The organism is Paraburkholderia sp. EG287B (assembly GCF_040965595.1).
GTDB lineage: Bacteria > Pseudomonadota > Gammaproteobacteria > Burkholderiales > Burkholderiaceae > Paraburkholderia.
Window position 1 is genome coordinate 479,540 of record NZ_JBFRCG010000002.1, and the last position, 19,288, is coordinate 498,827.

21 protein-coding genes are annotated in these 19,288 nt (G+C 65.4%); 8 read left to right on the forward strand and 13 right to left on the reverse strand.

The window, feature by feature from the left end:
* Positions 1 to 224: 224 nt before the first annotated feature.
* On the forward strand, positions 225 to 839 hold the full coding sequence (yjgA, locus tag AB4Y40_RS04920) for a ribosome biogenesis factor YjgA (RefSeq protein WP_368686650.1): 615 nt from the start codon (positions 225 to 227) through the stop codon (positions 837 to 839).
* Complete coding sequence (gene mog / locus AB4Y40_RS04925; protein ID WP_324161639.1) at positions 826 to 1,449, forward strand: molybdopterin adenylyltransferase; 624 nt, start codon at positions 826 to 828, stop codon at positions 1,447 to 1,449. Before yjgA ends, mog begins: the two co-directional genes overlap by 14 nt.
* Positions 1,450 to 1,510: 61 nt before the next feature.
* Here the strand turns inward: mog and orn are convergent, their stop codons facing one another.
* On the reverse strand, positions 1,511 to 2,140 hold the full coding sequence (gene orn, locus AB4Y40_RS04930; protein ID WP_368686651.1) for an oligoribonuclease: 630 nt from the start codon (positions 2,138 to 2,140) through the stop codon (positions 1,511 to 1,513).
* 112 nt (positions 2,141 to 2,252) lie between these two features.
* Here orn and AB4Y40_RS04935 point away from each other — a divergent pair, with 112 nt between their 5' ends.
* The 3 genes from AB4Y40_RS04935 to AB4Y40_RS04945 are packed head-to-tail and all read left to right on the forward strand — an operon-like array spanning position 2,253 to position 4,817.
* Positions 2,253 to 3,530 carry a M48 family metallopeptidase gene (locus AB4Y40_RS04935; protein WP_368686652.1) on the forward strand — a complete coding sequence of 426 codons (1,278 nt, stop codon included), beginning with the start codon at positions 2,253 to 2,255 and terminating at the stop codon, positions 3,528 to 3,530.
* Positions 3,527 to 4,468 carry a ribosome small subunit-dependent GTPase A gene (rsgA, locus tag AB4Y40_RS04940; RefSeq protein WP_368686653.1) on the forward strand — a complete coding sequence of 314 codons (942 nt, stop codon included), beginning with the start codon at positions 3,527 to 3,529 and terminating at the stop codon, positions 4,466 to 4,468. The genes AB4Y40_RS04935 and rsgA overlap by 4 nt, the downstream gene beginning before the upstream one ends.
* Positions 4,469 to 4,493: 25 nt before the next feature.
* Positions 4,494 to 4,817 carry a DUF2007 domain-containing protein gene (locus AB4Y40_RS04945; protein WP_321912620.1) on the forward strand — a complete coding sequence of 108 codons (324 nt, stop codon included), beginning with the start codon at positions 4,494 to 4,496 and terminating at the stop codon, positions 4,815 to 4,817.
* A gap of 82 nt (positions 4,818 to 4,899) precedes the next feature.
* Here the strand turns inward: AB4Y40_RS04945 and AB4Y40_RS04950 are convergent, their stop codons facing one another.
* The 6 genes from AB4Y40_RS04950 to rpsP form a co-directional block, all read right to left on the reverse strand.
* Positions 4,900 to 5,838 carry a CobD/CbiB family protein gene (locus AB4Y40_RS04950; protein ID WP_368686654.1) on the reverse strand — a complete coding sequence of 313 codons (939 nt, stop codon included), beginning with the start codon at positions 5,836 to 5,838 and terminating at the stop codon, positions 4,900 to 4,902.
* 150 nt (positions 5,839 to 5,988) lie between these two features.
* Positions 5,989 to 6,711 carry a CoA pyrophosphatase gene (locus AB4Y40_RS04955; protein WP_368686655.1) on the reverse strand — a complete coding sequence of 241 codons (723 nt, stop codon included), beginning with the start codon at positions 6,709 to 6,711 and terminating at the stop codon, positions 5,989 to 5,991.
* A gap of 86 nt (positions 6,712 to 6,797) precedes the next feature.
* Positions 6,798 to 7,193 carry a 50S ribosomal protein L19 gene (rplS, locus tag AB4Y40_RS04960; protein ID WP_028206741.1) on the reverse strand — a complete coding sequence of 132 codons (396 nt, stop codon included), beginning with the start codon at positions 7,191 to 7,193 and terminating at the stop codon, positions 6,798 to 6,800.
* 150 nt (positions 7,194 to 7,343) lie between these two features.
* Positions 7,344 to 8,111 (reverse strand): tRNA (guanosine(37)-N1)-methyltransferase TrmD, encoded by a 768-nt coding sequence (gene trmD, locus AB4Y40_RS04965; RefSeq protein WP_368686656.1) that lies wholly within the window; start codon positions 8,109 to 8,111, stop codon positions 7,344 to 7,346.
* Between the two features lie 72 nt (positions 8,112 to 8,183).
* Positions 8,184 to 8,936, reverse strand: coding sequence for a ribosome maturation factor RimM (gene rimM / locus AB4Y40_RS04970; RefSeq protein ID WP_368686657.1), 753 nt, complete (start codon positions 8,934 to 8,936; stop codon positions 8,184 to 8,186).
* 97 nt (positions 8,937 to 9,033) lie between these two features.
* Positions 9,034 to 9,297 carry a 30S ribosomal protein S16 gene (rpsP, locus tag AB4Y40_RS04975; RefSeq protein WP_028206744.1) on the reverse strand — a complete coding sequence of 88 codons (264 nt, stop codon included), beginning with the start codon at positions 9,295 to 9,297 and terminating at the stop codon, positions 9,034 to 9,036.
* A 309-nt stretch (positions 9,298 to 9,606) separates the two neighbouring features.
* Here rpsP and AB4Y40_RS04980 point away from each other — a divergent pair, with 309 nt between their 5' ends.
* Entirely contained in the window at positions 9,607 to 10,686 is a 1,080-nt protein-coding gene (locus AB4Y40_RS04980; protein ID WP_368686729.1) for a sorbosone dehydrogenase family protein, read from the forward strand.
* A 137-nt stretch (positions 10,687 to 10,823) separates the two neighbouring features.
* Positions 10,824 to 11,297, forward strand: a complete 474-nt coding sequence (locus tag AB4Y40_RS04985; protein WP_368686658.1) for an NINE protein — start codon at positions 10,824 to 10,826, stop codon at positions 11,295 to 11,297.
* 28 nt (positions 11,298 to 11,325) lie between these two features.
* On the opposite strand, the gene AB4Y40_RS04990 is transcribed toward AB4Y40_RS04985, so the two are convergent.
* On the reverse strand, positions 11,326 to 12,471 hold the full coding sequence (locus AB4Y40_RS04990; RefSeq protein ID WP_368686659.1) for a PA0069 family radical SAM protein: 1,146 nt from the start codon (positions 12,469 to 12,471) through the stop codon (positions 11,326 to 11,328).
* A gap of 114 nt (positions 12,472 to 12,585) precedes the next feature.
* Positions 12,586 to 13,074 (reverse strand): Lrp/AsnC ligand binding domain-containing protein, encoded by a 489-nt coding sequence (locus AB4Y40_RS04995; RefSeq protein WP_028206748.1) that lies wholly within the window; start codon positions 13,072 to 13,074, stop codon positions 12,586 to 12,588.
* 176 nt (positions 13,075 to 13,250) lie between these two features.
* Between AB4Y40_RS04995 and AB4Y40_RS05000 the strand changes: the two genes are divergently transcribed.
* A complete protein-coding gene (locus AB4Y40_RS05000) occupies positions 13,251 to 14,537 on the forward strand; it encodes a D-amino acid dehydrogenase (protein WP_368686660.1) in 1,287 nt (428 codons plus the stop codon).
* Positions 14,538 to 14,616: 79 nt separating this feature from the next.
* On the opposite strand, the gene AB4Y40_RS05005 is transcribed toward AB4Y40_RS05000, so the two are convergent.
* The 4 genes from AB4Y40_RS05005 to AB4Y40_RS05020 form a co-directional block, all read right to left on the reverse strand.
* Positions 14,617 to 16,404 (reverse strand): acyl-CoA dehydrogenase, encoded by a 1,788-nt coding sequence (locus AB4Y40_RS05005; protein ID WP_368686661.1) that lies wholly within the window; start codon positions 16,402 to 16,404, stop codon positions 14,617 to 14,619.
* Between the two features lie 132 nt (positions 16,405 to 16,536).
* Positions 16,537 to 17,472 carry an electron transfer flavoprotein subunit alpha/FixB family protein gene (locus AB4Y40_RS05010; protein WP_368686730.1) on the reverse strand — a complete coding sequence of 312 codons (936 nt, stop codon included), beginning with the start codon at positions 17,470 to 17,472 and terminating at the stop codon, positions 16,537 to 16,539.
* 24 nt (positions 17,473 to 17,496) lie between these two features.
* A complete protein-coding gene (locus AB4Y40_RS05015) occupies positions 17,497 to 18,246 on the reverse strand; it encodes an electron transfer flavoprotein subunit beta/FixA family protein (protein WP_368686662.1) in 750 nt (249 codons plus the stop codon).
* A 210-nt stretch (positions 18,247 to 18,456) separates the two neighbouring features.
* The gene (locus tag AB4Y40_RS05020; protein ID WP_368686663.1) at positions 18,457 to 19,254 is read right to left on the reverse strand and encodes a MetQ/NlpA family ABC transporter substrate-binding protein; all 798 of its coding nucleotides are present in this window, start codon (positions 19,252 to 19,254) and stop codon (positions 18,457 to 18,459) included.
* Positions 19,255 to 19,288 lie beyond the last annotated feature (34 nt).

Genomic DNA, 19,288 nt, shown 5'->3' on the forward strand with positions numbered 1-19,288 from the left:
CGTGTTTCGCTGGTGTCGGTTCAGGTGCTTCGGAACGCGCTGCGTTCGCAAAGCGCATCCCGCGATCATAGCAAGGTATGTGAACACGCATCACAGGCGCTTTCGCCGCCTGGCCCCTCGCACCAACTGCCGCACCAACGCCCGCCCCGGCATCGGGCCGCCGGCGCCGCCGTCCGCCGCCTTCCAGCCCGAGCCGCACGCGCGCGCACGCTACAATACGCCCCATGAAACGCAAAACCCGCATTCAACCGATGAACGACGCTGTCGCCGAGCAGGACGACAACGGCTACGATCGCCCGAGCAAATCGCAGCTCAAGCGCGACATGGAAGCGCTCCAGGAACTCGGCCAGGCCCTCGTGGAACTGCCCAAGGACGCGCTCAAGCGCATGCCGATGACCGAAGACCTCGCGGACGCCGTCCACGAGTGCCGCCGCATCACCGACCACGAAGGCCGTCGCCGCCAGCTCCAGTACGTGGGCCGCATGATGCGCGGGCTCACGGAGGCCGAAGTCGCCGCGCTGCGCACGAAGCTCGACGAGCACCGCGGCGTGAACAAGGCCGCCACGGCGCGCCTGCACTGGATCGAACGCACGCGCGACAAGCTGCTCGCGGACGACGCCGCGCTCACCGAATTCATCCGCCTGCACCCCGCCGCCGACCCGCAGGAAGGCCGCACGTTGATCCGCAACGCGCGCCGCGAGCAGGAGCAAAGCAAGCCGCCCAAGTCCTTCCGCGAGCTGTTCCAGTGGATCAAGGACGCGAGCGCCCAGGGCGCCGACGAGGGCGAAGAGCACGAAAACGAGCGTGCCGACGAGGACCGCGAAGATGACGAAGCCTGAGCGCAGCCATCCTGACGAACTCGTGATCGGCCTCGTGTCGGTCAGCGACCGCGCGACGAGCGGCGTCTACGAGGACAAGGGCATTCCCTCGCTGATGGAGTGGCTCGGCAACGCGCTGAAAACGCCGTGGCGCGCCGAAACGCGCCTGATCCACGACGACGCGGCGACGATCTCCGCGACGCTCACGGCGCTCGTGGACGGCCTCGGCTGCGACCTCGTGCTGACGACGGGCGGCACCGGCCCCGCGCGCCGCGACGTGACGCCCGAGGCGACGCTTGCGGTGGCGACGAAGGAAATGCCGGGCTTTGGCGAGCAGATGCGCCAGATCAGCCTGAATTTCGTGCCGACGGCCATTCTGTCGCGCCAGGTTGCCGTGATCCGCGAAAATGACGACCACGCGGCGCTCATCATCAACCTGCCGGGGCAGCCGAAGTCGATCAAGGAAACGCTGGAAGGCCTGCGTGACGATCAGGGCGCCGTGAAGGTGCCGGGCATTTTTGCTGCGGTGCCGTATTGCATCGACCTGATCGGCGGCCCGTATATCGAAACCGATCCGAACGTCGTGGCGGCGTTCCGGCCTAAAAACGCGCAGCGGGCGCCGCGCGCTTGACACTCGAACTTCAACGATCGCGCAGCAGCGGCAGAAGCGCTGCTGCGTGTCTCAACGGCGCTCAGAGCGCCGGGCCGGCCTCGCCCGCGGCCATGTCGGGCACGATGCCCGGCGCCGGAACGAGGAAGTGCTCGCGGTAGTACTTGAGTTCGTCGATCGACTCGTGGATGTCGGCGAGCGCCGTGTGCATCGCGCGCTTCTGGAAACCCTTGTAGATGGTCGGCTGCCAGCGGCGGCACAGCTCCTTGAGCGTGCTCACGTCGAGGTTGCGGTAGTGAAAGAAGCGCTCGAGCGTGGGCATCCAGCGCGCCATGAAGCGGCGATCCTGGCAGATCGAGTTGCCGCACATCGGCGACTTGCCCGGCGGCACGTATTGCGAAAGAAACGCCATGATCTGCTCGGTAGCGGTTTCCTCCGTGACGGTCGAGGCGCGCACGCGCTCGGTGAGGCCCGAGCGGCCGTGCGTGTTGCGGTTCCATTCGTCCATGCGGTCGAGCACCGTCTCCGGCTGATGGATGGCCAGCACGGGGCCTTCCACGAGCTTGTCGAGCGTCGAATTCGTCACCACCACGGCGATCTCGATGATGCGGTCGTTATCGGGATCGAGGCCCGTCATTTCCATATCGAGCCAGATCAGGTTCATGTCGGTGCGCTCGATGAGCGGCGCGCCGGCAGCGGTAATGTCAGTCATGAAAGGCAACCCGGAGAGCGTTGGTGGCGCGGCGCGTGCGCGGCATCGACAGGATGCGATGCCCGGCCGGCGAGAACATATAATTGTCGCATAGATACCACGGACTTCCTGGATGCCTAATCTGTCCCCCTCCCCTGCGCTGTACTTCAGCGTGCTGTTCGTCGTCGGCGTGCTCGCCATGGTCGCGACCAAGCTCTGGCTCGCCTCGCGCCAGATCCGCTTCGTGGCCGCCCACCGCGGCGCGGTGCCCGAGCAGTTCACCGCCACCATTCCGCTCGCCGCGCACCAGCGCGCCGCCGACTACACGGTCGCGCGCACGCGCCTCGGCATGATCGAGATCGTGCTCGGCGCCGTGGTGCTGATCGCGCTCACGCTGCTCGGCGGCGTGCAGGCGCTCGATCTCGGCATTTCGGACGCGATCGGACGCGAATATGTGGGCCAGATCGCGCTGATCGGGGCCGTGCTCGCCATCTCCGGCCTGGTCGAGCTGCCGCTCGACTACTACCGCCAGTTCGTGGTCGAGGAGCGCTTCGGCTTCAATCGCATGACGAGGCGCATCTTCATCATGGACCGCATCAAGGGGCTCCTGATCGGCGCCGCGTTCGGCATTCCGCTGCTGTTCGTCGTGCTCTGGCTCATGAAGCAGGCGGGCAGCCTCTGGTGGCTCTGGACGTGGGCCGTCTGGGTCGCCTTCCAGATGCTCGTGCTGGTGCTCTACCCCACCTTCATCGCGCCGCTCTTCAACAAGTTCGAACCGCTGCGCGATGAGGCGCTACGCTCGCGCATCGAGGCGCTCATGCAGCGCTGCGGCTTTGCGGCCAAGGGCCTGTTCGTGATGGACGGCAGCCGCCGCTCCGCGCACGGTAACGCCTATTTCACGGGCTTTGGCGCGTCCAAGCGCATCGTCTTCTTCGATACGCTGCTCGCGCGCCTCTCCGGCAGCGAGATCGAGGCCGTGCTCGCACACGAACTCGGTCACTTCAAGCGCCGTCACGTGATCAAGCGCATGGTCGTCACGTTCGCGATCAGCCTCGCGCTGCTCGCCCTGCTCGGCTGGCTCTCGCAGCGCGTCTGGTTCTACGAGGGGCTCGGCGTGCGGCCGTCGCTGCTCGGCGGCAACGAAGGGCTCGCGCTCGTGCTGTTCTTCCTCGCCGTGCCCGTGTTCCTGTTCTTCGTCACGCCGCTTGGCAGCCTCTCCTCGCGCAAGCACGAGTTCGAGGCCGACGCCTTCGCCGCCACGCAAACGGACGCGCAGCATCTCGTCAACGCGCTCGTGAAGCTCTACGAGGACAACGCGTCGACGCTCACGCCCGACCCGCTCTATACCGCGTTCTACTACTCGCATCCGCCGGCTTCGCAGCGGATCGACCGACTGCTCGCGCACGCATGAACCGGCGCGCAACCAAAGCCGCCGGCAACGCAAAAGCTGCAGGCGCCACGCTGCACGGCGTGGTGATCGCCGCCCACGGGCGCCACTATCTGGTCGCGCCCGACGGCGGCGGCGCGCACCTGCAATGCTTCCCGCGCGGCAAGAAGAGCGAGGTCGCGGTGGGCGACCGCGTCGAGTATCAGTCGACTTCCGCCGACCAGGGCGTGATCGTCGCGATCGGCAAGCGGCGCAACCTGCTCTATCGCTCCGACCAGTTCAAGTCGAAGCTCTTTGCGGCGAACCTCGACCAGCTGCTGATCGTGCTCGCCACCGAGCCCCACTTCAGCGAGGACCTGCTCGGGCGCGCGCTCGTGGCCGCCGAGGCCAACGACCTCAAGCCGCTCATCGTGCTCAACAAGATCGACGTCGAGGCCGCGCTGCCGCTCGCGCGTCAGCGCCTCGAGCGCTATCGCGCGCTGGGCTATACGGTGCTGGAGGTATCGGTGAAGGGCCGCCCCGAGGAGGCGCACGCGACGCTGGCCGAGCATCTGCACGGCCATGAGACGATCCTGCTCGGCCAGTCGGGCATGGGCAAGTCGACGCTCGTGAACCTGCTGATTCCCGACGCCGAAGCGGCCACGCGCGAGATTTCTACGGCACTCAACAGCGGCCGCCACACCACGACGTTCACGCGGCTCTACACGCTGCCCGAAGGCGGCGCGTTGATCGACTCACCGGGCTTCCAGGAGTTCGGCCTGTATCACCTCACCGAAGGCAAGCTGGAGCGCGCGTTCCCCGAGTTCCGGCCGCTGCTCGCGCACTGCCGCTTCTACAACTGCCATCACCTGCACGAGCCGGGCTGCGCAATTCTGGAGGCCGTCGACGACGGCCGCATCGCGCCCGAGCGCCAGGCGCTGTACGCGCAGCTCATCCACGAGATCAGCCAGGTCGTGCGCTGACGCGCCGCCTGCCCGCAAAACGCCTATGCTCAAGCTCGTGCGCGCGCCGAATCTGCTGATCGCCCAGCACTGGATGAACATCCTGGCGACGGCGGGCGTGCCCTGCGAGCTGCACAACCGCTACCTGAGCGGCGCGATGGGCGAGATTCCGGCCGAGCAGTGCGCCCCCGAACTCTGGCTCGTGGATGAGCGCGACGAAAAGCTCGCCCGGCGTCTGATCGACGAAGCGGTGAGCGGCCCGCCGCCGGGCTCGCCGACGTGGCGCTGCGCGCGCTGCGGCGAGGTGCTCGAAGCGCAGTTCACCGTGTGCTGGAATTGCGGACGCGATCGCGACGTGCGCGACGAGTGACGTCAGGTGCTGACCCAAACGAAAATGGGCCGCTGGAAGCGGCCCATTTGCATTCTTACGACTCAGCGCTGCGCTGCGGCGCTCAGAGCCAGACGGCGATCGTCAGCATGAGCAGCAGGATCATCCACAGGATCACGGCGCGCCACACGAGGCCCACGGCCGATTGCAGCGTGCGCGGCGTGCAGTCGTCGCCCACCGTGTACGGACCGCCCTCGCCCGGCTGCGCGAGCACATCGACGCTGGACTGCTCGGCGAGCGGGCCAGAAAGCCGCGCGCCCAGCGCGCCGCTGCCGGTGGCGAGCAGCACGCCTTCGTTGGTGTCGGGCCACTGGTTCGTGTGGTTGCGCCAGGAGTAGATCGCGTCCTCGAAGTTGCCGACGATCGCAAAGCCCAGCGACGTAAGGCGCGCCGGCACCCAGTCGATCACGAAAAACACATGCTGCGCGAAGTTCGAGAAAGCCTCGGTGCGGTCCTCGGCCGGACGCGCCCACTCGCGCGCGAGGTATTCGGCGATGCGGTACAGCACGGCGCCCGCGGGCCCGATCGGCACGAGAAACCAGAAGAACACGCCGAACACGTGCCGGTGCGAGGCGATCACCGCGTGAATCAGCGTGTGGCGCACGATCTCGCTCACGGGCATGTCCACGGCGTCGATGCCGGTCCATTCGTGGAGGATTTCACGCGCGCGCGGCACGTCGTCGTTGTTCAGCGCGAGATGGATATCGGTGAAATAGTGGCTGAACTGGCGAAAGCCGAGCGTGAAGTACACGACCACCACGTTCCACAGGAACGCCAGCACGAAGCTGATGTGGTACAGCACGTAGTAGACGAGCGCCGTGGCAAGCGTCCACGGCAGCACGACCACGAGCCAAGCGATGAGGCCATGTTTCTGCTTGCCGGCGTCGAAGCCGTGAGCGGCCCACTCCGCATTGAGGCGCACGAGCGCCATGACCGGATTTTTGGGCGACAGCGCCCGCACCTGTTCGATGACGAGAGCCAGCAATACGGAAAAGAAGGTCATGCGACGCGCCGTGCAGATCGGGTTGCGAAAGGGGTTTTATGAAAGTGTTGCAACGATATCACAGGGCCAGATGTGCCTGACCATCGCCGGCAATTCGGGCGGCAAACTCGCAACAGTGCACGGCGGTGCTTGCACGCGCCGTCAGACGTGTTACGCGAGCAGGAAACGGTAGAAGTTGCGCAGCATGCCCGCCGTCGCCCCCCAGATGAAGTGCGAGGACCCGACGCCGGAAGCGATGACGGGTTCGGGCACGTTGGGGTCCGGCGAATGGCGGTCCGGATACGGCATCGCATAGAAGCGCCGCTCGCCGCCTTCCCAGCGGAACACACGCACCTGGTGATGCACCGGGTTCATGAGAAAGCTGAGCGGCACCTCGAAGATGCTCGCCACTTCGAGCGAGTCCGCCGCGAGACTGAACGGCTCGTGCACGAGACCGACCACGGGCGTGACTCTGAAGCCCGTGCCGGTCAGGTAGTCGGGCAACGCGCCGAGCACCTCGACGCGCGCGGGGTCGAGATTCACTTCCTCGTGCGCCTCGCGCAGCGCGGCGGCGATGGGCGTAGGGTCGGAAGGTTCGCGGCTGCCGCCGGGAAAGCTCACCTGGCCCGCGTGATTGCTGAGGTTGTCGGCGCGCTGGGTGAGCAGCACGGTCAGGCCGCCCGGGCGCATGGCGATGGGCATCAGCACGGCGGCCTCGCGCGGATCGCGCATCTCGAACAGACGGGCTTCCTGGGGTTCGGGGTCCCACGGCAGGCGCTGCTCGAAGCGCGTGCGCAAGCCGGCGGCGGTCAGGCGTTCCGCGGCGACCTGCGGAAGGCTCGCGCCCGTCGATTCGATCGGCAGGCTTTCGGGTTCAAATACTGGGCGGATCAACGGGCGTCCCGGATGACACGTACACGAGATTATTTTGCGGCCAAAAAGAAAAAAGCACCCCGGAGGGTGCTTCTTTCTTACAGCTTTTACGCCTGGTCGGCCGGAGCAGCTGCGCGGTCTTTCGACACCAGCTTTTCCTTGATACGTGCCTTCTTGCCCGACAGGTTGCGCAGGTAGTACAGCTTCGCGCGACGCACGTCGCCGCGACGCTTCACCACGATGCTGGCCAGCAGCGGCGAGTACGTCTGGAACGTACGCTCGACGCCTTCGCCCGACGAGATCTTGCGCACGATGAACGACGAGTTCAGGCCGCGGTTACGCTTCGCGATCACGACGCCTTCGTATGCCTGAACCCGCTTGCGGTTACCTTCAACCACGTTCACGTTGACGATCACCGTATCGCCGGGAGCGAATTCGGGGATGGTCTTCTCGCCCAGCACGCGCTGGATTTCTTCCTGCTCGAGTTTTTCAATCAGATTCATGGATTGACTCCGTATGCCATCTTGTCGGCGTTCGTACCTGTGCAGGGTTGCCTGCACTACGGCCCCGATAGAGGATGGATTCACAACTGGCGCCGTTCACGCATGAAGCGGCACCGCCTTTTGCGCCCCTTGTCGCGCACGCCCGAAGCCTTACGCTTCGTCCGCGCCCTTCGCGAGACTAGCGAGCCACGCCTCGTCGGCCCGGCTCAACATCTTGTTCTTTCTGGCCCGCGCGATCAGATCGGGCCGCTTGTTCCACGTGTTGCGCAACGCCTCGCGGCGACGCCACTGCTCGATTTCCGCATGATGGCCGCCAAGCAGCACATCGGGCACGCGCACGCCGTCGTATTCCTCGGGGCGCGTGTAATGCGGGCAGTCGAGCAAACCGTCGACGAAGCTGTCCTGCACCGCCGAAAGCGCATCGCCCAGCACGCCCGGCAGGTTGCGCACCACGGCGTCCATCAAGGCCATCGCGGGCAATTCGCCCCCCGAGAGCACGAAGTCGCCGAGGCTCACTTCTTCGTCCACGCAGCGGTCGACGAGACGCTGGTCGATCGCTTCATAGCGGCCGCACAACATCACGAGGCCCGGCTCCTGCGCGAACTGCATGACGCGTTCGTGCGTGAGCGGCTTGCCTTGCGGCGACATCAGCAGCACACGCGGGGCGCTCACGCCGGCTTGCGCCTGCGCGGCCTGCGCCGCGTCGATCGCCGCTTCGAGCGGCCTGGCCAGCATGACCATGCCGGGGCCGCCGCCGTAGGGGCGGTCGTCGATCGTGCGGTAGTTGTCGGTCGTGAAATCACGCGGATTCCACGTGCGCAACGTGTAACGCTGCTGCTTCGCCGCCCGGCTGGTAATGCCCCAGTCGGTCAGCGCGCGGAACATCTCGGGAAAGAGCGTGACGACATCGAACTGCATCGCTCTCTCCGTTCAGCGAAATTGAATCAGGGCGCGCGGCGGGGTTGCCACAGCACAGCGTTGCCGCGGTGCCTAGTAGTCGGCTTCCCAGTCGACGACGATACGCTTCGCCGCCAGGTCCACCGTCTTTACGAACACGCCCACGAACGGGATCAGGCGCTCGCCGGTGGCCGGCTTGCCATCCTTGTCTGTGGACGCGTACGTGACACGCAACACCGATTGCGCGCCATTGTCGATCAGGTCGGCAACCTTGCCGAGCTCGACACCCGCCTCATTGGCGACATCGAGGCCGATCAGGTCGACCCAGTAATATTCATCGGCTGCGGGCGCCGGGAATTCGGCCCGGCTCACGTACACGCGCGCGCCGCGCAACAGCAGCGCGGCATCGCGGTCGTCCAGGCCCGAAAGCTGGCCAACGACGCTGTCACCATGAACCTTGGCGCTCACGCGCACCGCGGAATGACGCTCGCGATGCGCCTGACCCTCGCGGCCCTTGAGGAGCCACCAGCGCCTGGCGGAAAGCAGCGCGCGGCCGTCCTGCGCGTGCGGCGCGATTTTCAGCCAGCCCTTGAGGCCATAGGCGTCGATCACGGCACCGACTTCAACGGCGTCGGCCGGCCAGCTCGCTTCGGTTTCGGCGCGCAGACTCTCACCTGCGGGCGCAGCTTTCGCGGCGCTCTCGCGTGCAGGCTTGCGCACGAACGCGCCAAACGACGGCGCGCCGCGGGCGGCGGCCTTGCCGGCGCCGCCGGTCGCAACTTCGGGCGCCCCGCGTTCCGACGCGTCGTTCGCCTCTACGGCAGATTTGGCGTCATGCGCGGACATCGGCACCCCTTGCGACCAGCTTGATATTGCATACGCGGATCATGCAGCGCGTACGCGGGCAAAACACGGACAACAGACTGAAAAGACGCTTAATGACTTAAGCAGCCGGCGCAGCGGCGGCGGTCTTTTGCGCTTCCTTCACGAGGCGCTCGACGGCCGGCGACATTTGCGCGCCGTTTTCCTTCCAGTACGTCACGCGATCTTGAGCGATACGCAGCGTTTCACCCTTGGTAGCGACCGGGTTGTAGAAGCCCACGCGCTCGATGAAACGGCCGTCGCGACGGTTGCGCGAGTCGGTTGCGACGATGTTGTAGAACGGGCGCTTCTTCGAGCCGCCGCGTGCCAGACGGATGATGACCATACTAAAATCCTTGAAAACCGGGGGTTCGGGACTACTGAAACATGCGATTATAGCCCGAAACCGGAGGCATAACAAACACTTAACGGGAAATTGCGCGCCGGCGCGCAGAAAGCGGCAAGACACAGCGGTCAAACTGCGGCCCATGCCCACGACGGGCGGGCCCTGGAGCGAATTGTGGCGACTTTCAGACGACTCGTGCAATGGCCGCGTCGCGGTGGCGGCCGCGGCATGGGTAACGGCTCGCTTTTCCCAGTGTCTCGCGAGACGGCCAGACGCCTGGCAGCGGCATGGCTCGTCCTTGCCGCCGCCCTGCTCGCGGCACCGCTCGCTCACGCGGCGCTTCCGATCGACCGCATCAAGCTGCCACCGGGCTTCCACATCGAGGTGCTGTCCGCCGACGTGCCCGGCGCACGCGAAATGACGCTGTCGGGCAACGGCACCCTCCTGTATGTGGGGAGTATGGGCGGTGACGTCTACGCACTCGAACTCAGGGACGGCAAGGCCATCAAGCGCCATATCGTGGCCTCGGGACTGACGATGCCGGTGGGCGTGGCCTGGCGCAACGGCGAATTGTATGTCTCGGCGGTGTCGTCGATCGTGCGGCTCGACGACATCGACCGCCATCTCGACGATCCGCCCAAAGCCGTCGTCGTCACGGATTCGCTGCCCAGCGAGCACCACCACGGCTGGAAGTTCATCGCCTTCGGCCCCGACGGCAAGCTCTACGTGCCGCAAGGCGCGCCGTGCAACGTCTGCCTGCCGGCCAGCGACCCGCAGCGCGTGCACTTCGCGATGATCGGGCGCATGGACCCCGACGGCTCGCACTACGAGACTATCGCCCGCGGCGTGCGCAACACGGTCGGCTTCGCGTGGCATCCGCAGACGCACGAACTCTGGTTCACCGACAACGGCCGCGACATGCTCGGCGACGACATCCCCGACGACAAGCTCAACCGCCTCGCGCATGGGGGCGCGGACTTCGGCTTTCCCTATTGTCACGGCGGCAACGTCGCCGACCCCGAGTTCGGCGCAGGCCATCCGTGCAGCGCTTTCACGCCCCCGGTCCTCAAACTCGGCGCGCATGTGGCGTCGCTCGGCATGCGCTTCTACACCGGTTCGATGTTCCCGGCCGACTATAAGAACAGCATGTTCATCGCCGAGCACGGCTCGTGGAACCGCAGCAAGAAGGTCGGCTATCGCGTGGTGCGCGTGAGCGCCAACCCCGACGGCACGAACGCGCACCAGGAAGTGTTCGCGCAGGGCTGGCTCAACGCCGACGAAACCCAATGGGGCCGCCCCGCCGACGTGCTGCCGCTGCCCGACGGATCGCTCCTTGTCAGCGACGACTATGCGGGCGCGATCTATCGCGTGACCTACACGAAACCGTGACGCGGGCAGGCATGGTGCCGGGCATAAGCGTGCGCTTGTGCTGCAAGCGCGGCGTGCGGCATACAATGCCCGGCGGCCCGTGTGTGTTTGACGTAATGCGCTCATGACGGCCGAACGCCCACGTTTCGCCCGAGCCCATGCCCAACGACAAGAACCCCGCACGCTTTCGCTCCAAGACGCTCACCGCCGCCCTCGCCTTCCTGTTTGGCAGTCTCGGCGCACACCGCTTCTATCTATACGGCCCACGCGACGTGTGGGGCTGGGCGCATTTGCTCGGCACGCTCATCGGCCTTCCGGGCGTGATGCTGCTCGTCGCCACCGAACGCGCGTCGATTCCCGGCTGGGTGCTCGCCGTGATCGGCGCGGTGTCGGTCATCTCGGCGTTTCTGGCGGCGATCGTCTACGGGCTGCGCCCCGACGCCAAATGGGACGCGCAGTTCAACGCCGCGTTCGTGGAGCAAGGCCGCACGAGCCGCTCGGGCTGGACGGTGATCTTCGTCGTGATCTTCTCGCTGCTGATTGGCGCGTTCCTGCTGATGACGGGACTCGCACTTTCGTTTCAAACGTACTTCGAGTCGCAGGTCGAGGCCGCGAAGGCGATCTCGCAGTAAATCGCGCCGTAAATCGCGCAGTAACGGCTCAGAACAGGTCGAGCTGCGGCTTCTCGCGCACGGTCTTCGACTGCACGAACGCCGACATGTCCAGAATGCCGTGACGCCGCTCGTTGAGCCCGAGGCGCCGCACGGCATTGTGAAAGCGCTGCTTGAGCAGGTCGGCCCATAGCCCCGTGCCCTTCATGCGCTGCGAAAACGCCGACTCGTAGTCCTTGCCGCCGCGCATATCGCGCACGCGGCTCATCACGCGCTCCGCACGCTGCGGGAAGTGCGCCGCCAGCCAGTCCTGGAACAGCGGCGCGACCTCCCATGGCAGGCGCAGCACGATGTAGCTTGCGCTTGTCGCACCGGCCTCGGCGCAGGCTTCTAGCACGCGCTCCATGTCGGGCTCGGTCACGAACGGGATTACGGGTGCGATGCTCACGCCCACCGGCACACCGGCTTCAGCTAGCGTGCGGATGGTGCGCAGCCGCCGCGCGGGTGTCGCCGCACGGGGTTCGAGCGTGCGGGCGATATCGGCGTCGAGCGTGGTGATCGTGATTGCCGCCATGAACTGCTTGCGCGCGGCCATCGGCGCGAGGAGGTCGAGATCGCGCTCGATCAGCGAGGATTTCGTGATGGCCGCGAACGGATGCTGCCGTTCGGCCAGCACTTCGACCACGCGGCGCGTGATGCGCAGGTCGCGCTCCACCGGTTGCCAGGCGTCGGTATTCACGCCCAGCGCGATCGGCTCGGGCTCGTACGACGGCTTGGCGATTTCCCGCGCGAGCAACTCCGCCGCATTGATCTTGGCGTAGATACGGCTCTCGAAATCGAGCCCCGGCGAGAGGCCGAGATAACTGTGCGTGGGCCGCGCGAAGCAATAGATGCAGCCGTGCTCGCAGCCTCGATAGGGATTGAGCGACACGTTGAACGGAATGTCCGGCGACTGGTTGCGCGTGAGGATGCTTTTCGCGCGCTCTTCGAACACTTCGGTGCGCAGCCTGGGCTCGCCCGTTTCATCGCCATGGTCCCCGCCGCCGCCCGTCTGCTGCCAGCCGTCGTCGAACGCTTCGCGCTGGTCGACTTCGTAGCGCCCTTGCAGGTTCGTGACCGCCCCGCGCCCCTTGCGCGCCGTGGGCGGCGCAACGGGATACCAGGCGTCGGGATCGGGGTGATGGGAGTCGGTCACGGCTTAAGCGGAATAGACAAGGAAACGCGGATCGATACTGTATAAATATACAGTATCGATCCGCGTTGTCGAGTCCTAAAAACGGGGCGCTTTCAGCCGCCACAGTGACCCTCGTCATTCCCCCACGGCGATGGTCAGCGTCTCCTTGATCTCTTCCATCACCACGTAGCTCTTCGACTGCACGGCGCCCGGCAGTTGCAGCAGGATGTCGCCGAGCAGCTTGCGGTAGTCCGCCATCTCGCCGATGCGCGCCTTGATGAGATAGTCGAAGTCGCCCGAGACGAGATGGCATTCGAGCACCTCCGGGATCTTCTGCACCTCGCGGCGGAACTGGTCGAACATGTTGCCGCTCTTGTGGTCGAGCGTGATCTCCACGAACACGAGCAGCGCCGCACCCAGCACCGTGGGATTCACGCGTGCGAAGTAGCCCGTGATCACGCCGTCGCGCTCCATGCGCTTGACCCGCTCGATGCACGGCGTGACCGAGAGCCCGACCTGCTCTGCGAGGTCCTTCATGGCCATGCGGCCGTCCTCCTGGAGCAGCTTCAGGATGCGGTGATCGAGCCGGTCGAGCGCGCGGACCGGTTGGCGCTGCGTTCTCATGATTTCTTCCCGAAAATCTGAAAAATACGATAACAAAACCTGGACGTACAACAATAGCATAGCTACAAATACTGGCTACACCCGAAATTTCATGCCTTCTTCCCTATCAGTGCCAAAACACGACTTCCAGGGTCCAGGCAACGCGGCGTAGCTCAACGAATCTATATGGAGCAGCTATGCGAGTCGTCGTGTTGGGCAGTGGTGTGGTCGGTGTGGCCAGCGCCTGGTATCTCGCCCGCGCGGGCCACGAAGTCACGGTGATCGACCGCGAGGCCGGTCCCGCGCTCGAAACCAGTTTTGCCAACGCCGGCCAGATCTCGCCGGGCTACGCCGCGCCGTGGGCCGCGCCGGGCGTCCCGCTCAAGGCGATCAAGTGGATGTTCGAGAAGCACGCGCCGCTCGCCATTCGTCTGGACGGCACCAAATTCCAGCTGCAATGGATGTGGCAGATGCTGCAGAACTGCACGGCCGAGCGCTACGCGCTCAACAAGGGCCGCATGGTGCGCCTCGCCGAATACAGCCGCGACTGCCTGCAGGCGCTGCGCGCCGACACGGGCATTCAGTATGAAGGCCGCACGGGCGGCACGCTCCAGGTGTTCCGCACGCAGCAGCAGTTCGAAGGCGCGGCGAAGGACATCGCCGTGCTCGAAGACGCGAACGTTCCGTACGAACTGCTCACGGCCGCCGAACTCGGCCGCGCCGAACCCGCGCTCGCCGCGGTGTCGGGCAAGCTCACGGGCGGCCTGCGGCTGCCCGGCGACGAAACCGGCGACTGCCAGATGTTCACTACGCGCCTTGCCGCCATGGCCGAACAACTGGGCGTGAAATTCCGCTACAACACGCCGATCGATGGTCTCGCCATGCGGGGCGACCGGATCGCGGGCGTGCAATGCGGCAGCGAGCTGGTGCGCGCCGATTCGTACGTGGTCGCACTCGGCTCCTTCTCGACGAAGCTGCTCGCGGGCCTCGTGAAGATTCCAGTCTATCCGCTCAAGGGCTATTCGATCACGGCGCCGATCGTGAATGCGAGTGCCGCGCCGGTTTCGACCGTGCTCGACGAAACCTACAAGATCGCGATCACCCGTTTTGACGACCGCATCCGCGTGGGCGGCATGGCCGAGATCGTCGGCTTCGACAAGACGCTCAAGCAAGCGCGCCGCGAAACGCTCGAAATGTGCGTGAACGACCTGTTCCCGGGCGGCGGCGACACGACGAAGGCCACCTTCTGGACCGGCCTGCGCCCGATGACGCCGGACGGCACGCCGGTCGTCGGCCGCACGCCGATCTCGAACCTGTTCCTGAACACGGGGCACGGCACGCTCGGCTGGACGATGTCGTGCGGCTCGGGCCAGTTGCTCGCAGACCTGATCTCGGGCAAGCAGCCCGCCATCCGCGCCGACGATCTTTCGGTGCACCGCTATCTCGGCGACACGCAAGGCTCGCATCGCCCGGCTTATGCCTGAAGCCAGTCACGCAGCGTGAACGAGCACGGCGCCTCCTGGGCGCCGTGTTTCATTTCTCGCTTTCAATAGCACGGCGAAGTCAGAACTGATCCTCCGCCAGCGCCAGCACGCCCTCGCTGCTGTTTGCGCTGACGATCGCCGCTTCGAGCGCCACCGCCTGCGGCAAGACGTGTTGCGCGAAGAACTGTGCCGTGGCGATCTTCGCGCCATGAAACTTCGGGGCCGCCTGCATGAGACGCTGCGAGGCGAGCATGGCGCGCGCCATCTGCCAGCCGCCCAGCACGATGCCCGCCAGCTTCAGATACGGCACGCTGCCCGCGAACACCGCGTTCGGATCGCTCTTCGCCTTCGCGAGCACGAAGTCCACGGCCGACGCCAGCGCCTCTTTGCCTGCCGCGAGATGCTTGCGCATCGACTCGAACGCCGCGCCTTGTTGTGCGGCTAGCGCGTCGACGGTCTGCGCGATATCGGCAAGCAGCGCCTTTGCCGCCGCGCCGCCGTCGCGCAGCGTCTTGCGCCCGATGAGATCGTTCGCCTGAATCGCCGTCGTGCCCTCGTAGATCGGCAGGATGCGCGCGTCGCGGTAGAACTGCGCCGCGCCCGTTTCCTCGATGAAGCCCATGCCGCCATGCACCTGCACGCCGAGGCTCGTCACTTCGAGCGCCAGTTCGGTGCTCCAGCCCTTCACGATCGGCACCAGGTATTCGTAGCGCGCCTGATGCCGCGCCCGGGCCGCCTCGTCGGGGTCGCCATGCGCGCGGTCGCTCTCGCCCGCCGCCACGTAAGCGAGCGCACGCGCGGCTTCGGTGAGCGCCCGCATCGTGGCGAGCATGCGGCGCACATCGGGGTGATGGATGATGCTCACCGCCGCTTTCGCGGAACCGTCCACCGGACGGCTCTGCACGCGCTCCTTCGCATAGGCGAGCGCCTTCTGGTACGCGCGATCGGAGACGGCCACGCCCTGCATGCCCACCGCAAAACGCGCCGCGTTCATCATGATGAACATGTATTCGAGGCCGCGATTCTCTTCGCCGATCAACTGGCCGATCGCGCCGCCATGATCGCCGAACTGCAGCACGGCGGTCGGGCTCGCCTTGATACCGAGCTTGTGTTCGATCGATACGCAGTGCACATCGTTGCGCGCGCCTGGCGTGCCATCGTCATTCACGAGGAACTTCGGCACGATGAAGAGCGAGATGCCCTTCACGCCTTCGGGCGCCGTGGGCGTGCGCGCGAGTACGAGATGGACGATGTTCTCCGCCATGTCGTGCTCGCCCCACGTGATGAAGATCTTCGTGCCGAACACCTTGTAGGTGCCGTCGCCTTGCGGCTCGGCGCGCGTGCGCACGGCGGCGAGATCGGAGCCCGCCTGCGGCTCGGTGAGGTTCATCGTGCCGGTCCAGTCGCCGGCAATGAGCTTCGGCACGAAGCGCTGCTTTTGCGCTTCGCTGCCGGCGGTGAGGAGCGCTTCGATGGCGCCGTCGGTGAGCAGCGGACACAACGCGAACGAGAGGTTCGCCGCGTTGAGCATTTCCACGCACGGCGTGCCGACGAGCTTCGGCAAACCTTGTCCTTCGTATTCCTGAGGATGCTGCACGCCTTGCCAGCCGCCTTCCACGTATTGCCGGAATGCCGCCTTGAAACCGGGCGTGGCGTGCACGTTGCCGTTTTCCCAGCGGCTCGGATTGCGGTCGCCTTCGGCGTTCAACGGCTCGAGCACTTCGCCGCATAGCTTCGCGGCTTCGTGCAGCACCGCTTCGACCGTTTCGGGCGTGGCGTCTTCGCCGCCCGGCAATTTGGCGATTTCTTCGAGGCCGGCCAGTTCCTTCATGACGAACAGCATGTCGCTCGTGGGCGCCTGGTACATTTCAGTCTCCTCCTGTCGGTATGCGGTTCCTCAAATGACAAAGGGGCGCCGCGGCGCCCCTTTGTTGCTTCGTCTCACGCCACGCGTCCAATCATGATACGCGGCGCTCGTCGCTCGATACACCGGCCGGATTCAGCCGAGTTCCTTCACGAGTTCCGGCACGACCGTGAACAGGTCGCCCACGAGGCCGTAATCGGCCACGCTGAAGATCGGTGCTTCTTCGTCCTTGTTGATCGCGACGATGACCTTCGAGTCCTTCATGCCGGCCAGATGCTGGATCGCACCCGAGATGCCGACTGCAACGTACAGTTGCGGCGCGACGATCTTGCCGGTTTGGCCGACCTGATAGTCGTTCGGCACGTAACCCGCGTCGACGGCTGCGCGCGAGGCGCCGAGGGCGGCGTTGAGCTTGTCGGCGAGCGGCTCCAGAACCTTCGTGTAGTTCTCGCCGCTGCCCAGACCCCGGCCACCCGAGACGATGACCTTCGCGCTCGTGAGTTCCGGACGGTCGAGCTTCGTGACTTCACGGCCGACGAACTGCGTGAGGCCGCTGTCTGCTGCGGCTTCGATCTTCTCGACTGCCGCGCTGCCGCCTTCTGCTGCGACGGGATCGAAACCGGTCGTGCGGACCGTGATCACCTTGATCGGGTCGCTCGACTGGACGATTGCGATCGCATTGCCCGCGTAGATCGGACGCTCGAACGTGTCCGGCGAATCCACGGCGGTGATATCGCTGATCTGCGCGACGTCGAGCTTCGCGGCGATACGCGGCGTGACGTTCTTGCCCGCTGCCGTTGCCGGAGCCAGGATGTGCGTGTAGTTCTTCGCAATAGCGAGGACCGTCGCTTCGACGTTCTCCGCGAGACCCTGCTCGAGTTGCGGCGCGTCGGCCAGCAGCACCTTTGCAACGCCTGCGATCTTCGCGGCGGCGTCGGCAGCAGCCTGCGCGTTGTGGCCCGCGACCAGCACGTGCACGTCGCCGCCAATTTTCTGTGCTGCGGCGACCGTGTTCAGCGTCGCGGCCTTGATCGACTCATTGTCGTGTTCGGCTATTACCAGATTCACCAGATTCGTCATTTTGTTTCGCTCCCCTTACAGCACCTTGGCTTCCGTCTTCAGCTTCTCGACCAGCGTCTTCACGTCCGGCACCTTCACGCCTGCGCTACGCTTCGGCGGCTCGGCAACCTTCAGCGTCTTCAGACGCGGCGTGACATCGACGCCCAGGTCTTCCGGCTTCACGATTTCCAGCGGCTTCTTCTTCGCCTTCATGATGTTCGGCAGCGTGACGTAGCGCGGCTCGTTCAGGCGCAGATCCGTCGTCACGACCGCGGGCAGCTTGAGCGACAGCGTTTCCGCACCGCCGTCCACTTCGCGCGACACAGTAGCCTTGCCGTCGGCCACGACCACCTTCGAAGCGAACGTAGCCTGCGGCAGGTTCGCCAGCGCAGCGAGCATCTGGCCGGTCTGGTTCGAATCGTCGTCGATGGCCTGCTTGCCGAGGATGACCAGTTGCGGCTGTTCCTTGTCGACCAGCGCCTTCAGCAGCTTGGCCACAGCCAGCGGCTGCAGGTCTTCGTTCGACTCGATGAGGATCGCGCGATCCGCGCCGATGGCCAGCGCCGTGCGCAGCGTTTCCTGCGCTTGCGTCACGCCCGCCGAAACGGCGATGACTTCGGTCGCCACGCCCGCTTCTTTCAGACGCACCGCCTCTTCCACGGCGATCTCGTCGAACGGGTTCATCGACATCTTCACGTTGGCGATGTCGACGCCCGTGCCATCCGACTTCACACGAACCTTCACGTTGTAATCGACTACGCGTTTGACTGGCACAAGGACTTTCATTCACATGCTCCGAAGTTACGAATACGTCAACCTGGCGGACATTATAGCGATAGCCCTGTCGGGCCGATCTGCCACCAGCAATTTTCACGAACCACCGCTGCCGCACCCCGGTCGTCAGTAGCGAACGATCGTGCGATTTTACGGTGGAAAAAACCCGGGCATCAAGCCCGGGCGCCGAAAAAAATCTCTAATTCCACGGCCTGGAGGGTCTTACCAGGAGGTAATGACCGCCCCGCCGAACGTCGTTTCGACGTAGTGCTTCACTTCCGGCGAGTGGTACGCGGCGACCAGTTTCGCCACCCAGGGCTTGTTGCGGTCGGCCTCGCGGATCGCGAGGATATTCACGTACGGCCCCTTTGGGTCTTCGATTGCGATCGCGTCCTGTTTCGGCTTCAGGCCCGCCTGCATGGCGAAGTTCGTGTTGATCGCGGCGGCGTCCACGTCGTCGAGCGAGCGCGGAATCTGTGCAGCGTCGAGCTCGACGATCTTCAGCTTCCTGGGGTTTTCCACGATGTCGAGCGGCGTCGCCTTCAACCCTGCCTCGGCGCGCAACTTGATGAGACCCTGGCTCTGCAGGAGCAGCAAGGCACGGCCGCCATTCGTCGGATCATTGGGCACCGCGATGCGGGCGCCCGGCTTCAGTTCGGCGAGCGATTTGATCTTCTTCGAGTAGATGCCCATCGGGAACGTGACCGTGTCCGCAATCTTGATGAGCTTGTAGCCGCGATCCTTCACCTGCGCGTCGAGATACGGCGCGTGCTGGTAGCTGTTGGCGTCGAGGTCGCCGCCCGCGAGCGCCGCGTTCGGCTGCACATAGTCGGAGAACTCGATGATCTTGATGTTCAGGCCGTTCTTCGCGGCCACGCTCTTCACGACTTCCATCACCTGCTCGTGCGGGCCGCCCGTCACGCCCACCCTGATGGTTTCGTCCGCATGCGCAGCAAGCGGTGCGATGAGCGAAGCCGCGCCAAACGCCGCCGCGAGCCGAATCATGAAACGACGTTGCATACCCAACCTTTGTCTTGTGTTTTATGTTGATCGA

What these genes read in the sequence shown, in the direction of transcription:
- yjgA (WP_368686650.1), top strand. Translation starts at nt 225, where the DNA reads ATGAAACGCAAAACCCGCATTCAACCGATGAACGACGCTGTCGCCGAG.
- mog (WP_324161639.1), top strand. Translation starts at nt 826, where the DNA reads ATGACGAAGCCTGAGCGCAGCCATCCTGACGAACTCGTGATCGGCCTC.
- orn (WP_368686651.1), bottom strand. Translation starts at nt 2,140, where the DNA reads ATGACTGACATTACCGCTGCCGGCGCGCCGCTCATCGAGCGCACCGAC.
- AB4Y40_RS04935 (WP_368686652.1), top strand. Translation starts at nt 2,253, where the DNA reads ATGCCTAATCTGTCCCCCTCCCCTGCGCTGTACTTCAGCGTGCTGTTC.
- rsgA (WP_368686653.1), top strand. Translation starts at nt 3,527, where the DNA reads ATGAACCGGCGCGCAACCAAAGCCGCCGGCAACGCAAAAGCTGCAGGC.
- AB4Y40_RS04945 (WP_321912620.1), top strand. Translation starts at nt 4,494, where the DNA reads ATGCTCAAGCTCGTGCGCGCGCCGAATCTGCTGATCGCCCAGCACTGG.
- AB4Y40_RS04950 (WP_368686654.1), bottom strand. Translation starts at nt 5,838, where the DNA reads ATGACCTTCTTTTCCGTATTGCTGGCTCTCGTCATCGAACAGGTGCGG.
- rplS (WP_028206741.1), bottom strand. Translation starts at nt 7,193, where the DNA reads ATGAATCTGATTGAAAAACTCGAGCAGGAAGAAATCCAGCGCGTGCTG.
- trmD (WP_368686656.1), bottom strand. Translation starts at nt 8,111, where the DNA reads ATGCAGTTCGATGTCGTCACGCTCTTTCCCGAGATGTTCCGCGCGCTG.
- rimM (WP_368686657.1), bottom strand. Translation starts at nt 8,936, where the DNA reads ATGTCCGCGCATGACGCCAAATCTGCCGTAGAGGCGAACGACGCGTCG.
- rpsP (WP_028206744.1), bottom strand. Translation starts at nt 9,297, where the DNA reads ATGGTCATCATCCGTCTGGCACGCGGCGGCTCGAAGAAGCGCCCGTTC.
- AB4Y40_RS04985 (WP_368686658.1), top strand. Translation starts at nt 10,824, where the DNA reads ATGCCCAACGACAAGAACCCCGCACGCTTTCGCTCCAAGACGCTCACC.
- AB4Y40_RS04995 (WP_028206748.1), bottom strand. Translation starts at nt 13,074, where the DNA reads ATGAGAACGCAGCGCCAACCGGTCCGCGCGCTCGACCGGCTCGATCAC.
- AB4Y40_RS05000 (WP_368686660.1), top strand. Translation starts at nt 13,251, where the DNA reads ATGCGAGTCGTCGTGTTGGGCAGTGGTGTGGTCGGTGTGGCCAGCGCC.
- AB4Y40_RS05005 (WP_368686661.1), bottom strand. Translation starts at nt 16,404, where the DNA reads ATGTACCAGGCGCCCACGAGCGACATGCTGTTCGTCATGAAGGAACTG.
- AB4Y40_RS05015 (WP_368686662.1), bottom strand. Translation starts at nt 18,246, where the DNA reads ATGAAAGTCCTTGTGCCAGTCAAACGCGTAGTCGATTACAACGTGAAG.
- AB4Y40_RS05020 (WP_368686663.1), bottom strand. Translation starts at nt 19,254, where the DNA reads ATGCAACGTCGTTTCATGATTCGGCTCGCGGCGGCGTTTGGCGCGGCT.